General features: G+C 62.4%; 12 protein-coding genes. 2 read left to right on the top strand and 10 right to left on the bottom strand.

Annotated features, from left to right (window positions below; genetic code table 11):
* Positions 1-8: 8 nt before the first annotated feature.
* The 8 genes from pqqA to pedF form a co-directional block, all read right to left on the bottom strand.
* The gene (pqqA, locus tag AC3I65_RS11010; RefSeq protein ID WP_003243383.1) at positions 9-80 is read right to left on the bottom strand and encodes a pyrroloquinoline quinone precursor peptide PqqA; all 72 of its coding nucleotides are present in this window, start codon (positions 78-80) and stop codon (positions 9-11) included.
* Between the two features lie 239 nt (positions 81-319).
* The gene (gene exaC / locus AC3I65_RS11005; RefSeq protein WP_076385147.1) at positions 320-1,840 is read right to left on the bottom strand and encodes an acetaldehyde dehydrogenase ExaC; all 1,521 of its coding nucleotides are present in this window, start codon (positions 1,838-1,840) and stop codon (positions 320-322) included.
* A gap of 285 nt (positions 1,841-2,125) precedes the next feature.
* Positions 2,126-3,901 carry a PQQ-dependent methanol/ethanol family dehydrogenase gene (locus tag AC3I65_RS11000; RefSeq protein WP_076385149.1) on the bottom strand — a complete coding sequence of 592 codons (1,776 nt, stop codon included), beginning with the start codon at positions 3,899-3,901 and terminating at the stop codon, positions 2,126-2,128.
* A 209-nt stretch (positions 3,902-4,110) separates the two neighbouring features.
* Positions 4,111-4,983 carry an alpha/beta fold hydrolase gene (locus AC3I65_RS10995; RefSeq protein WP_488523718.1) on the bottom strand — a complete coding sequence of 291 codons (873 nt, stop codon included), beginning with the start codon at positions 4,981-4,983 and terminating at the stop codon, positions 4,111-4,113.
* Positions 4,984-5,161: 178 nt separating this feature from the next.
* Positions 5,162-6,097 carry a quinoprotein relay system zinc metallohydrolase 1 gene (locus AC3I65_RS10990; RefSeq protein WP_047229006.1) on the bottom strand — a complete coding sequence of 312 codons (936 nt, stop codon included), beginning with the start codon at positions 6,095-6,097 and terminating at the stop codon, positions 5,162-5,164.
* 16 nt (positions 6,098-6,113) lie between these two features.
* Positions 6,114-6,869, bottom strand: coding sequence for a quinoprotein dehydrogenase-associated SoxYZ-like carrier (locus tag AC3I65_RS10985; RefSeq protein WP_139050450.1), 756 nt, complete (start codon positions 6,867-6,869; stop codon positions 6,114-6,116).
* Positions 6,870-6,879: 10 nt separating this feature from the next.
* Positions 6,880-7,755: a substrate-binding periplasmic protein gene (locus tag AC3I65_RS10980; RefSeq protein WP_047229004.1), complete on the bottom strand. Its 876-nt coding sequence runs from the start codon at positions 7,753-7,755 to the stop codon at positions 6,880-6,882.
* 5 nt (positions 7,756-7,760) lie between these two features.
* On the bottom strand, positions 7,761-8,222 hold the full coding sequence (gene pedF / locus AC3I65_RS10975; protein WP_160892508.1) for a cytochrome c-550 PedF: 462 nt from the start codon (positions 8,220-8,222) through the stop codon (positions 7,761-7,763).
* 252 nt (positions 8,223-8,474) lie between these two features.
* Between pedF and exaA the strand changes: the two genes are divergently transcribed.
* Positions 8,475-10,331 (top strand): quinoprotein ethanol dehydrogenase, encoded by a 1,857-nt coding sequence (gene exaA, locus AC3I65_RS10970; RefSeq protein WP_047229002.1) that lies wholly within the window; start codon positions 8,475-8,477, stop codon positions 10,329-10,331.
* 247 nt (positions 10,332-10,578) lie between these two features.
* Positions 10,579-11,223 carry a pentapeptide repeat-containing protein gene (locus AC3I65_RS10965; RefSeq protein ID WP_488523717.1) on the top strand — a complete coding sequence of 215 codons (645 nt, stop codon included), beginning with the start codon at positions 10,579-10,581 and terminating at the stop codon, positions 11,221-11,223.
* A gap of 184 nt (positions 11,224-11,407) precedes the next feature.
* On the opposite strand, the gene AC3I65_RS10960 is transcribed toward AC3I65_RS10965, so the two are convergent.
* The gene (locus AC3I65_RS10960; RefSeq protein WP_160892504.1) at positions 11,408-12,046 is read right to left on the bottom strand and encodes a response regulator; all 639 of its coding nucleotides are present in this window, start codon (positions 12,044-12,046) and stop codon (positions 11,408-11,410) included.
* Positions 12,046-13,302 carry a HAMP domain-containing sensor histidine kinase gene (locus AC3I65_RS10955; RefSeq protein ID WP_448693729.1) on the bottom strand — a complete coding sequence of 419 codons (1,257 nt, stop codon included), beginning with the start codon at positions 13,300-13,302 and terminating at the stop codon, positions 12,046-12,048. Before AC3I65_RS10955 ends, AC3I65_RS10960 begins: the two co-directional genes overlap by 1 nt.
* Positions 13,303-13,382: the final 80 nt, after the last annotated feature.

Raw genomic sequence — 13,382 nt, 5'->3', positions numbered from 1 at the left:
GCCAACGCTCATCGGTTGGCGAAGTACATCGTCACTTCAAAGCCTATACGCAGGTCGGTGTACGCGGGTTTAGTCCACATGGGTCTTTCCTCTTCTTGTACCGGGCCATTCCGGCAAGGTCATTAATGCACGCTGTACCCGACGTTCGAATGCTACTTTCGAAGCGGTGAGTGGGGTGCGTTGGTAGCAATGCTGCAATCACACAAATCCAAATGTGGGAGCGAGCCTGCTCGCGATGACGCCTGAACATTCAACATAGAGGTTGAATGATCTACCGCTATCGCGAGCAGGCTCGCTCCCACAGGGGGGTGTTTCTGGGTTAGAAGAAGCCCAACGGATTAACGTCGTAGCTCACCAGCAGGTTCTTGGTCTGCTGGTAATGGTCGAGCATCATCTTGTGGGTTTCACGACCCACGCCAGACTTCTTGTAGCCACCGAACGCGGCGTGGGCCGGGTACAGGTGGTAGCAGTTGGTCCAGACACGCCCGGCCTTGATTGCCCGGCCCATGCGGTAGGCGCGATTGATGTCGCGGGTCCAGAGACCGGCGCCGAGACCGAACTCGGTGTCGTTGGCGATCGCCAGGGCTTCAGCTTCATCCTTGAACGTGGTCACGCCCACCACCGGGCCGAAGATCTCTTCCTGGAACACGCGCATCTTGTTGTGGCCCTTGAGCAGGGTCGGCTGGATGTAATAGCCGCTCGACAAATCCCCTTCAAGATGTTCCGCCGCGCCGCCCGTGAGCAGCTCGGCGCCCTCCTCCCGGGCGATGTCCAGGTACGAAAGAATCTTGTCGTACTGCTGCTGGGACGCCTGGGCGCCGACCATGGTTTCGGTATCCAGCGGATTGCCGCGCTTGATCTTGGCGATCTTCTTCATGACCTCGGCCATGAACGGCGCGTAGATCGACTCCTGCACCAGCGCCCGTGATGGGCAGGTGCAGACTTCGCCCTGGTTGAAGAACGCCAGCACCAGGCCTTCGGCGGCCTTTTCGATGAACGCCGGCTCGGCCTGCATGATGTCTTCGAAGAAGATGTTCGGCGACTTGCCGCCCAGCTCCACGGTGGACGGGATGATGTTCTCGGCGGCGCATTTCATGATGTGCGAGCCCACCGGGGTCGAGCCGGTGAAGGCGATCTTGGCGATGCGCTTGCTGGTGGCCAGGGCTTCACCGGCTTCGCGGCCAAAGCCATGGACGATGTTCAACACACCGGGCGGCAGCAGGTCGGCGATCAGCTCGACGAACACGGTGATCGACAACGGCGTCTGCTCCGCTGGCTTGAGCACGATGCAGTTACCCGCGGCCAGGGCCGGGGCGAGTTTCCAGGCGGCCATCAGCAGCGGGAAGTTCCACGGGATGATCTGTCCGACCACGCCCAGCGGTTCGTGGAAATGATAGGCGGTGGTCAGTTCATTGATCTCGGCGGCCCCACCCTCTTGGGCGCGGATGCAGCCGGCAAAATAACGGAAATGGTCGGCCGACAGCGGTACGTCGGCGTTGAGGGTTTCGCGCACGGCTTTGCCGTTGTCCCAGGTCTCGCTGACAGCCAGGCGTTCCAGGTTCTGTTCGATGCGGTCGGCGATTTTCAACAGCACCAGGGAGCGATCCTGCACCGAAGTCTTGCCCCAGGCATCGGCAGCGGCGTGGGCTGCGTCCAGGGCCTTGTCAATGTCAGCGGCGTTGGAGCGTGGGAACTCGGCGATGACCTCGCCGTTGACCGGGGACGTGTTGGTGAAATACTCGCCGTTAACCGGCGCGACGAATTCGCCGCCGATGAAATTGCCATAGCGCGGCTTGAAGGTAACGACGGCGCCTGGGGTTCCGGGTTGTGCATAGATCATAATGGGCCTCTGCCTGGTCGATGCCTGTCGCGGGACAGGCGATAGGCCGATGGTAGAGAGACCCGCATGCTGGACGAATGCGTCATTGGCAGGGGGGCTCTCGTTATTTGGTCGTAGGTTTGTGGATTTTTCAGGACACGAAAAGCGGGAACAAGCGCTGCCTTTGTGGCGGGGGGATTTATCCCCGCTCGAGTGCGCAGCGCTCGCAAAGATTTTGGGGCCGCTTCGCAGCCCAGCGGGGATAAATCCCCTCGCCACAAAAGCAGCCCCCGGCTCAATGGCAACTCAGCGCTTGGCCACCAACTCTTTCGGCAGCTTGAAGGTCCAGAGCATGCCGCCCTGGTTGAAGTCCTTCACGCGCTTGGCCACTTCGCCGCCCCACAACGGCACCGCGCCACCCCAGCCCGAGAGCACGGAGACGTATTGCTCGCCATCCATCTCCCAAGTGATGGGCGAACCGAGCACACCGGAGCCGGTCTGGAATTCCCAGACCTTTTCCCCAGTCTTGGCGTTGAAGGCCTGCAGGAATCCTTCAGGCGTGCCGGTGAACACCAGGTTGCCCTTGGTGGTCAGCACTCCGCCCCACAGCGGCGCGAAGTTCTTGTGACGCCAGACCTCCTTGCCAGTCTTGGGGTCGATGGCCCGCAGCACACCGATGTAGTCCTCGTTCAGCGGCTTGATGGTGAAACCGGCCCCCAGGAACGCCGCGCCCTTCTTGTAGGCGATGCCTTCGTTCCAGATATCCATGCCCCATTCGTTGGACGGCACGTAGAACAACCCGGTGTCCTGGTTGTAGGCCATCGGCATCCAGTTCTTCGCCCCGAGGAACGCCGGCGCGACAAACACCGAGCTGCCCTTGGCTTCGCTGCCCGGCGCGCCCGGACGGCCGGCCTCGTTGTAGATCGGCCGCCCTTCCTTGTCCAGGCCGCTGGCCCAGGTGATCTTGTCGACAAACGGGAAGCCGCGGATGAACTTGCCGTTGGTGCGATCGAGCACGTAGAAGAAGCCGTTGCGGTCGGCGGTGGCCGCAGCCTTGATGTCCTTGCCCCCTTCCTTGTAGTTGAAGGAGATCAGTTCGTTGACGCCGTCATAGTCCCAGCCGTCGTGAGGGGTGCTCTGGAAGTGCCATTTGATGCTGCCGTCGTCTGGGTTGAGGGCCAGGCGCGACGAGGAATAGAGGTTGTCGCCAGGGCGCAGATGGGAGTTCCACGGTGCCGGGTTACCGGTGCCAAACAGCAGCAGATTGGTTTCCGGGTCGTAGTAGCCGCCCAGCCAGGGCGCCGCACCACCGGTCTTCCAGAGATCCCCCGGCCAGGTCTTGCCGGCTTCGCCACCGGAAATGCCATTCTCGATAGCCTTGCCGTCCTTGTAGACATAACCCATGTGCCCTTCCACGGTCGGACGGGTCCACAGCAGCTCGCCGTTTTTCGGGTCGTAGGCGCTGATCTTGCCCACCACGCCGAACTCGCCGCCCGCCACGCCGGTAATCAGCTTGCCATTGACGATCATGGGCGCGGCGCTGATGGAATAACCTTCCTTGTGGTCAGCGACTTTCTTGCTCCACACCACCTTGCCGGTGTCCTTGTTCAGGGCCACCAGCTTGGCGTCCAGGGTGCCGAAATACACCAGGTCGCCATACAGCGCCACGCCACGGTTGATCACGTCGCAGCAAGGACGAATGTCATCGGGCAGGCGCGCATCGTATTGCCAGAGTTTCTTGCCGGTGCGTGCATCCACCGCGAACACCCGCGAGTAGGAACCGGTGAGGTACATCACCCCATCCTTGATCATCGGCTGGGCCTGCTGGCCGCGCTGCTTTTCACCGCCGAAGGAGAACGCCCAGACCGGACGCAGATCCTTGACGTTATTCACGTTGAGCGTGTCGAGTGGGCTATAGCGTTGGCCTTGCACGCCGAGGCCGTTGGTCACGACCTGCTGCGGGTTTTTCGGGTCCTGGAGAATTTCCTGATCGGTCACGGCGGCCAAGGCCGAACCGGACAGCAGCATGGCACTGAGCAGCAGGCTCACGGCGAAGGGCTGGCGACGTGCGGGATGAGTCATGACGGCTACCTCTGCGGTTATTGTTATACCCGGGAAATTTTCCCGGTCTGCCGCAGATTCTTGGCCTTGGGGCCGTCGTCAACAATTGCCCGCTGTGTTGAGTTTTCTAGTTCCTTGGTACATGTGAAGACCGGATTGGACCGTTACAACGCTGTTCCCTCAGGAAGCCGGTAAGGTGGCGCCAGCCTTGCGTGAACGGCATGCCGGCTTCAGGGCGAGTCGGCTTGGAAAAAATCGCGCAAGATTCGGGCGAATTCGTCGGGACGTTCGTCGGCCGGCCAGTGTCCGGCACCTTCAATGACGGTCCCACTCAGGTGCTGCGCCACCGGTTCGAGGAGCAGGCTGGTCTTCTCGGCGAACCCCCATCGACCACCAATGCCGAGCACGGGCATCTGCAGTTTGCCCCGCCGAGCGGTTTCGGAATGGTCGTCCATGTCCTGCCAGACCGCAGCGTAGTAATTGAGGCCCGCTCGCAGCGCGCCTGGTTTGATGATCTGCCGGACATATTCCTCGAAGTCCTCGCCGCTCACGCCCTCAGGGTTGGCGGACATCTTCCAGAAAAACCAGGAGAGCAGCTCGCGCTCCTTTCCGCGAATGAACATTTCCGCAACATCGGGCTGAGTGAAGAAGCTGAGTTGCCAGCTACTGGCGACGTCCCAGTCTCGAGATGGCGTCAGCTTGGCCTCGTAGCCGAACCCCGGCAGCGCATATTCGGCGAGGGCCAGCCGTAGAACCTCGTTGGGGTGCGCGCCGGCATATTGGTAAGCAACGCCAACACCGTGATCGTAGCCCACAAGGAAGACCGGCCCCAGGTTGAGCTTCTCGATGAGGGCTCGTAGATCGCGCGCCATGGTCCGCTTGTCGTAGCCCCCGGGCGTAATCGACGATCCTCCGGCTCCGCGCAGATCCGGGGCAATGATTAGATACTGGTCGGCGAGTTCCGCCATGACCCGATTCCACATCAGAGAGTGTTGTGGCCAGCCGTGGAGAAGGACGATCGGTGCCCCTTGCCCGGTAAACCGATAGTGCATTTCGATGCCATTGGCGTGGATTTTGTCGTGGAGGATTTTTGTGATGGTCATTTCATCGCTGCTCCAGAGTTCTGCCTTGCGTAGAAAGCACTCTGCGGCCATGACATCTTCGGTTCCGCGACTTCGGCTATTTTTTCAGGCACCACACCCCTGCTGTGTCCTTAACAATGACCTTAGATCAAGGCCCGCCTTTTTTCATTTTTGGCGCTAGCCGGGGGATTTGCCGGGACTACTGAATCTTGGCATCTACTCGCTTCATCCCTACCCGCTCATAACGCGGATAAAGATGACTGACACTGCGAATCAGCTCATACCGACTCAAGCTGATCCCGGCAAAACGCTCGGGGATGGGGCTGCGGATCATCTCGGCCATGTCATCGCCCCGGGCCGCGCCGTCGCGCATCAGTTGGTCGAGCCAGCTGAGGTAGTCGCGCATTTGCAAGAAAGGCCGGGCATCGCTCGCCACTGGACCATGGCCGGGTACGATCTGCTTCCACGACAGGCTTTGCAGGGTGTCCAGATCCTTGAGCCAGACCTCCAGACCGGGGCTGTTCGGGGTGGTCAGGGCTCGTTCGTAGAACACCAGATCGCCGGCAAACAACACGCCGGTGGTTTCATCGAGGATCGCCAGGTCCGCCCCGGTGTGCCCGGCCAATGCCAGCAGACGCAACGAATGGTTGCCGACCTTCAGCGGACCGGGAACCAGCACTTGGTTTGGCAATACCACTTCGGTGCCACGCATCCAGTCACCGACCAGCCGGTACATGTTCTCGGCCATGGCATCGCCCTGCTGGCGCAACAGATCCGTGGTCCCCGCCAGCGCGCCGATGGAGACGTCGCTGAAGGCCTGGTTGCCCAAGACATGGTCGGGGTGATGATGGGTCAGCAACACCTGGACTACCGGCTTATCGGTGATCGCGGCAATCGCCTGGCGCAAGGCCTGCCCGTAGCGCCGGGACGGGCCGCTGTCGATGACCACCACGCCGGCCTCGGTGACAATAAAAGCGGTGTTGACGATGTTGCCGCCGTTGGCCTTGGCAAAATTGTCCGTGCTGCCTTCCAGCAGCCAGGTGCCTTCGGCGATCTGCCGGGGCTTGAGTGAATAGTCCGCTGCGGCCCATGTCGGCAGGCACAGGCCCAGCCAGATCAGCAACAACCAACGCATGGCGCGCTCCTTGTGGTCAGGGGACCGTTGCCTCGAATTCATTGCCGCTGTTGTCACGCAACAACAGGCGGGTCTGCCCGGGGCCTTGAATGTCGAAGCTCAGGTTGGGGTTTTCGCTGACGGCCGGGAACAGCTCCAGGCGCGCCAGCACCTGGCCGTCGGCGTCCAGCAACTGCGCCTGGTTGAGGTAAAACTCCGGGATGCCGCTCACCAGCCCATTGTCCATCGGGTGGGCGACTTGCAGGCGCAGGCGGCTGTCTTCACCTCGGGGGTAACGAGCTCCCAGCACTTCGCCCAAGTGTTCTTCCCAGCCCGGCTGGGTCCGCACCACGCTTGGCGCGGTGCAGCCGCCACCGGCCGCGTCGATCAACGTCGAGCCGACGTGCCACAGGCCGTCACGGGTCTGCACGGCAGCGCGCAACGGCGTGGCCTGCTCGATACGAATGCGGATCGACAGCCAGGGCAGCACCCGCTCCCCCGGCTGGAAATCGACGATCTTGGGCAGCGGGTTCAGTTCGGCCCAAACCAGCATGCGCACCACGTCGCCGGTGAATGCGCGGGCATCGATCTGCAATGGCACCTGGCGCGCGTCTTCGGCAAAAGGCGGCGCCAGCAATCGGACCCGGTCGTCGAACACGAACGGCGCCTCACCCAGCAATTGTTTGTGATAGAAGGCCCACATCACCGAGGGCACCGGGTCCTTCCCAGTCTCGAGCGCCGTCGCCGTCAACGGCAGGCAGCACAACAGCAGACCCCACGCTCGCCAGTTCATCCCTGCGCTCCTATTGATACATCTCGGGCACTTCGTAACGCAGGCCGTAATGGGCATAGATGGTTTTGAGACTACCGTCGCGGATCAACCCCTCCAGCGCTTCTTCCACCGCATAAGCCAGCTGCCGGTTGCTCTCATGCACCGCCATACCGATTTCCCACCGTTGCTTGCCCATGTTCGGGTAAGCATTTTCGGCCAATGCCAGTTGCGGATCGGCTGCCTCATGCAGTTGCCAGTCGATCTCCCCGCGCATGGCCATGACCGCGTCGACCTGCCCGGCCCGCATGGCCTTGAACGCCTGGCCTACGCCGGGGAAGTGATGGGTCCTGGCGCTGAGCATGCCGTTGAACACCGAGGTCAGGTAGAACGACGGCACGCTGTCGACTTCAACGCCAATGGGGTGCTGCTGGAATACCGCGACACTGCCTACACTTTCAAGCCGTCGGCGGTCGTACGCCACTTGCCAGCACTCCTGCTGATAAGGCCCGAACATGGCGACCTGGGCGTTTTCCAGTTCACCGATGTCGTTGCGCTTTTGCACGTAGTCGCGATCGTAAGGCACGCGCATCATCAGGTCGGCCAGTTGCCGACCATGCAGGGCGCTGCTGCGCCAGATGTAATCGCGCAGGTCGTCATCGAGCTTTTCGCCGGGCGGCGCCCAGATCAATCGCAGGCGCACGCCAAGGGCTTTGGCCAGGGCCTGGGCCAGCTCCACATCCACGCCCCGAGGCTGGCCGTGGTCTTCGAAGCTATAGGGGGCAAAATCCTTGTACACCGCCACTTTCAGCTCGCCGGCGGCGATCATTTCGTCGTAGTTACGCACCTGTGCCTGAACCGTCTGGCCACACAGCAACAGGCTGCAGAATATCCACGCGAACAGGCGCATGGCGATCACTCCTCGACGTGCACGCTGTCGAGATAGGTGCGCACCGCCCACAAGGCTTCCTGGCTCAAATAGTCCGCCATTTTCGGCATGTAGACCCGGCCGTCGCGCACCGCGCCGTGACGCACGCGCTCGACAAACCACTCATCTCCGGCTTCGGCGGCATCCAGCATGCGCAGATCCGGCGCGATCCCGCCGGACTTGGCTTCCAGGCCGTGGCACGCGGCGCAGTTCTGGTTGTAGGCCGAGGCGCCGATTTCCACCGCTTTGTCTCGCTCAGGAGAACTGCGGTAAGGGTTCTGGGCGACCCAACCATCGCCATCCAACGGCAGGCCGGTGTCCTTGATCGGGGTCAGCCCTTTGGTTTCCACTGCCTGGGGCACTACGTTGCCATGGGCCCACACGGAGCCTGCGCCGGTCAGCCCTATCAGCAATGCGGTAGCGATGATGGCGTTGCGTTTTGTTGTCATTGTTATGCCCTCGAATTTGCACGCAAGACCTCTCTACAGAGGCCGTGCCGTCATCTTAGGAACGCCTGCGCCCCAGCCGAATGCTGCTTTGGTGGCCGCACTCTAGTTCCTTGGTAGCGGGTCATCCGGCGCAGTTCGCAAAGACAGCCGGTTCGGGAAATCTTCCCGGCACGGGCGGGACTTTTTCCGTATCGGTGGGGCCCTGACGCGACCCAACCTAGTCAGGCCAAAACCTCACTGGGAATGCCCACCATGACAATAAAAACGCTCCCCGCCCTCTCTTCCCTGACCGTTGCCTTGCTGCTGGCCGGCAGCCTGTCCCTGACTCCGCAGGCGAACGCCGCCGTCACCTGGGAAGACATCGCCAACGACCACCTGACCACCCGCGACGTATTGCAATACGGCATGGGCACCAACGCCCAGCGCTGGAGCCCGCTGGCCCAGGTCAATGACAAGAACGTGTTCAAGCTCACGCCGGCCTGGTCTTATTCATTCGGCGACGAAAAGCAGCGCGGCCAGGAGTCCCAGGCCATCGTCAGCGACGGCGTGGTGTACGTCACCGGCTCTTACTCGCGGGTATTCGCCCTCGACGCCAAGACCGGCAAACGCCTGTGGACCTACAGCCATCGGCTGCCGGACAACATTCGCCCGTGCTGCGACGTGGTCAATCGGGGCGCGGCCATTTACGGCGACAAGATCTACTTCGGCACGCTGGATGCGCGGGTGGTCGCCCTGAATAAAAACACCGGCAAAGTGGTGTGGAACAAGAAGTTCGGCGATCACGCGGCCGGCTACACCATGACCGGAGCCCCGGTGCTGATCAAGGACAAGACCAGCGGCAAGGTGCTGTTGATCCATGGCAGTTCCGGGGATGAGTTCGGCGTGGTCGGGCAACTGTTCGCCCGGGACCCGGACACCGGTGAAGAAGTCTGGATGCGGCCTTTCGTCGAAGGCCACATGGGCCGTCTCAACGGCAAGGACAGCACGCCGACCGGCGATGTGAAAGCACCGTCCTGGCCCGACGACAAAACCACCGAAACCGGCAAGGTCGAGGCCTGGAGCCACGGCGGCGGCGCACCTTGGCAGAGCGCCAGTTTCGACCCCGAAACCAACACCATCATCGTCGGCGCCGGCAACCCGGGGCCATGGAACACCTGGGCGCGCACGGCCAAGGATGGCAACCCGCAGGATTACGACAGCCTCTACACCTCCGGCCAGGTGGGCGTCGACCCGAGTACCGGCGAGGTGAAGTGGTTCTACCAGCACACGCCCAACGATGCCTGGGATTTCTCCGGCAACAACGAGCTGGTGCTGTTCGACTACAAAGACAAGGACGGCAAGCTGGTCAAGGCCACCGCCCACGCCGACCGCAACGGTTTTTTCTACGTCGTGGACCGCAACAACGGCAAGCTGCAGAACGCCTTCCCTTTCGTCGACAACATCACCTGGGCCAGCCACATCGACCTGAAGACCGGCCGCCCGGTGGAAAATCCAGGTCAGCGTCCGGCCAAGCCACTGCCGGGTGAAACCAAGGGCAAACCGGTGGAGGTCTCACCGCCCTTCCTGGGAGGCAAGAACTGGAATCCCATGGCTTACAGCCAGGACACCGGGCTGTTCTACGTGCCGGGCAACCAGTGGAAGGAGGAATACTGGACCGAAGAAGTGAACTACAAGAAAGGCTCGGCCTACCTGGGCATGGGCTTTCGCATCAAGCGCATGTATGACGATCACGTCGGCAGCCTGCGGGCGATGAACCCCACCACCGGCAAGGTGGTCTGGGAGCACAAGGAAGCCTTGCCGCTGTGGGCCGGGGTGCTCGCCACCAAGGGCAATCTGGTGTTCACCGGCACCGGCGACGGCTTCTTCAAGGCCTTCGACGCCAAGACCGGCCAGGAACTGTGGAAGTTCCAGACCGGCAGCGGCATCGTCTCCCCGCCCATCACCTGGGAACAGGACGGCGAACAGTACATCGGCGTGACCGTCGGCTACGGCGGCGCCGTGCCGTTGTGGGGCGGCGACATGGCCGAGCTGACCAAGCCGGTGGCCCAGGGCGGGTCGTTCTGGGTGTTCAAGATTCCGAGTTGGGATAACAAGGTGGCCCGCCAATAACCCTTGCGGGAGCGATCCTGCTCGCGATAGCGGTGGTTCAGTTGGCAGTGATGTTGAATGTGCCGACGGCTTCGCGAGCAAGCCCGCTCCCACTCTTGATCTCATTGGACACAGATTCTGTGTCTAGCAAAGATCCCTTGTGGGAGCGAGCCTGCTCGCGATGGCGGTGGTTCAGTTGGCAGTGATGTTGAATGTGCCGACGGCTTCGCGAGCAGGCTCGCTCCCACAGTTAACTCGAGTTCCTGCCATGAACTATCCACTGGTTTTATTGATCGTGTTCGCCGCAAATGCCAGCGCCGACGACCTCGACATGCCCCTGACCATCAACGGCTGCATCATCGCCGAGTCCAGCCAATGCCCCGGCGCCGACCTTCGCGGCGCCCGGCTGGCCAACCAGGACCTGCGCAAAATGAACCTCAGCGGTGCCGACCTGCGGGGCGCCGATCTGCGCCATGCGCGGCTGGACCTGGCCAATCTGGAAAAAGCCCGTCTGCAAGGCGCCAACCTGACCCGTGCCAGCTTGCAGCAAAGCAACCTGCGCCTGGCGGACTTCAGTGGGGCCACGCTCAAGGCTATCCAGGGCTGGGGCCTGTTTGCCCAGGGCGCGCAGTTCCAGAAAGCCGACCTGAGCGCCGCGCATCTTCAATTCGCCCGGCTGTCCGGCGCCCGAATGCACGAAACCAACCTGCAAGCCGCCGACCTGGAAATGGCCTGGCTGAGCAAGGCAGACCTCAAGGGCGCCGACCTGCGCGACGCCAACCTGCAGGAAGCCAAGCTTGGCGAAAGCAACCTGGAAGACGCCAACATGAGCGGTTCACGCCAGCATTACGGGAATTTTCAGGATGCGAATATGCAAGGGTGTAGGGGTTGCCCAGTGTCCTGGGATCAATGAAGTCTCCAGATACACACAGCCTTGTGGCGAGGGGATTTATCCCCGCTGGGCTGCGCAGCAGCCCTAAAACAGCCAGCTCAATAGACCTGGCACACCGAGTCTTCAGGGTTTGGGGCTGCTGCGTAGCCCAACGGGGATAAATCCCCTCGCCACAGTTGAGCATCATTGCGAGGAAATGAGGGGCTCACCCCGCCACCCGCACCACGCCCATGTCGATCCCCAGGTGGACCAGTTCGGCATGGGAACTGACCTGCAGCTTGCTCTTGAGCAGCGTCAAGTGATTGGACACGGTCTTGGCGCTGATGCACAACTGTTCGGCAATGGTGCGAGCCGGGGTGCCCCTGGCGAGCATCACGAAGATCTCCAGCTCGCGCTGGGTCATGCATTGCAAGCGCGGGTCGGTGTTATGCCGGGTGCTGGCGCAGGCCAACTGGGTGGCCAGGGCTTGTTCGATGTAGGCATGGCCGGCCAGCACCCGGCGCACGGCCTCCACCAATATCTGGGGTGCCGAGTTCTTGGTCAGGTAGCCCGCAGCCCCGGCGTCCAGCGCCTGACGGACCAACGGCAGTTCATCATGCATGCTGAAGAACAGCACCCGCAGTTGCGGCAGGCGCTGGCGCAGGCGCCGGGTGGTTTCCAGCCCGCTGATACCGGGCAGGCCGAAATCCATGATCACCAGATGAGGCACCTGCTCCAGCACTTGACTCAACGCCTCTTCACCGGTGGCGGCTTCGCGCACTTGCAGCTCCGGCATCAGCGCCCGCAATAGGCTGGCATAGCCCTGCCGAACCACCGCATGATCGTCGACCAACAAGATGTTCATCACGCCTCCAGGGGAATATTCAAGGCCAGCGCCCAACCTGCGCCGGGCTGGCTGATGATGCGCAGTTCGCCACCCAGGCTGCGGGCGCGCTCGGACATCGAGTGCAGGCCAACGCCCGCTCGATGGGGCCCGGTCGCTCCCCGGCCGTTGTCACGCACCAGCACTCGCAAACGCCCGGCCCGATGCTGCAGGCGAATCCGCACCTGCGTGGCGCCGGCATGCCGGACGACATTGGTCAGCGCTTCCTGCAACAGGCGATACAGGTGGGTCTTGTTCGAGCCCGACAACGGCGGCAACGGCGCGTTGATCCGCAGCTGACAGGCGATGCCCTGGTTTTGTTGCCACTGAGCCACCAGCAGCTCGATGGCCTCGGACAGCGGCAGGTGCTGAAGCACCACCGGATACAGGTCTTGCACCAGCGCACGGAATCCCTGTTGCAGATGCTCGCAATGACCCTCGAGCTGGCTGACGGTCTGCTCCAGCATCGGCGGCTGATCGATCACCAGCCGCAGCAAGCATGCCCGGGCGCGGATCCCTGCCACGTATTGGCCCAGGTCATCGTGCAGGGTCCGAGCCAGCTGCGTGCGTTCCTGCTCCTGCACGGCCAGCAGGGCTTGAGTAAGCCGGGTGTTATCGGCCTGGGCCTGAGTCAGGGCAGCGGTCATGCGATTGAAATGCACCGCCAATTGCCGGGCCTCCGGGATAGCATCAGCGGCCAGCCGCACCTGCAGATCGCCGGCGCAGACCTGACGCAGGGCCTGCAGCAATTCATCGAGCAATCCCATACCCCGGCGCACCGCCCAGCGGATCACCAGCAGGCTGACCAACAGCGCCAGCGCACAGACGCCGAGCAGTTGCACCAGGGAATCGAGGACTTCTTCGATTTCGTCCCGAGGGTCGACCGCGATCCAGGCCCGGCGACCGTCGCGCAAATCCACCACCGCGGCAGCCGGAGCGTCGCCCAGTAACCAGCGACCAAGCCAGGCGCTCACCCCGCCCTCGCTGTTCCCCGGCTGCACCTGCCCCGCCGCCAACCAGTGCACCCGCACATGACGCAAACTGCCGGTCAGCCGCGACTGGAGACTGGCCGGGTTGCGCTCGGCGGTTTCACTCAGGTAATGCACCACGGACTCGGCCGATTGCAGCTCACGTTTCACATCAGCCGTGGCTTGATGCAGCAACAGGACCGCACAAGCCAGGGTGACCAGGGCGAAAAACGCCGTCACCCAGAGGTTGATTCGCCAGAGGGCCGACATGGTTAGCGGCCCATTCCCTGGCCGGCACAGAACCCCTGTGGGAGCGAGCCTGCTCGCGATGAGATCGGCACATTCAACAG

The organism is Pseudomonas sp. N-1-13 (genome assembly GCF_057787095.1).
Note: the sequence above shows the minus strand (reverse complement) of the source record. Positions and strands in the feature narration are given on the sequence as shown.

What these genes read in the sequence shown, in the direction of transcription:
- exaC (WP_076385147.1), bottom strand. Translation starts at nt 1,840, where the DNA reads ATGATCTATGCACAACCCGGAACCCCAGGCGCCGTCGTTACCTTCAAG.
- AC3I65_RS11000 (WP_076385149.1), bottom strand. Translation starts at nt 3,901, where the DNA reads ATGACTCATCCCGCACGTCGCCAGCCCTTCGCCGTGAGCCTGCTGCTC.
- AC3I65_RS10995 (WP_488523718.1), bottom strand. Translation starts at nt 4,983, where the DNA reads ATGACCATCACAAAAATCCTCCACGACAAAATCCACGCCAATGGCATC.
- AC3I65_RS10990 (WP_047229006.1), bottom strand. Translation starts at nt 6,097, where the DNA reads ATGCGTTGGTTGTTGCTGATCTGGCTGGGCCTGTGCCTGCCGACATGG.
- AC3I65_RS10985 (WP_139050450.1), bottom strand. Translation starts at nt 6,869, where the DNA reads ATGAACTGGCGAGCGTGGGGTCTGCTGTTGTGCTGCCTGCCGTTGACG.
- AC3I65_RS10980 (WP_047229004.1), bottom strand. Translation starts at nt 7,755, where the DNA reads ATGCGCCTGTTCGCGTGGATATTCTGCAGCCTGTTGCTGTGTGGCCAG.
- pedF (WP_160892508.1), bottom strand. Translation starts at nt 8,222, where the DNA reads ATGACAACAAAACGCAACGCCATCATCGCTACCGCATTGCTGATAGGG.
- exaA (WP_047229002.1), top strand. Translation starts at nt 8,475, where the DNA reads ATGACAATAAAAACGCTCCCCGCCCTCTCTTCCCTGACCGTTGCCTTG.
- AC3I65_RS10965 (WP_488523717.1), top strand. Translation starts at nt 10,579, where the DNA reads ATGAACTATCCACTGGTTTTATTGATCGTGTTCGCCGCAAATGCCAGC.
- AC3I65_RS10960 (WP_160892504.1), bottom strand. Translation starts at nt 12,046, where the DNA reads ATGAACATCTTGTTGGTCGACGATCATGCGGTGGTTCGGCAGGGCTAT.
- AC3I65_RS10955 (WP_448693729.1), bottom strand. Translation starts at nt 13,302, where the DNA reads ATGTCGGCCCTCTGGCGAATCAACCTCTGGGTGACGGCGTTTTTCGCC.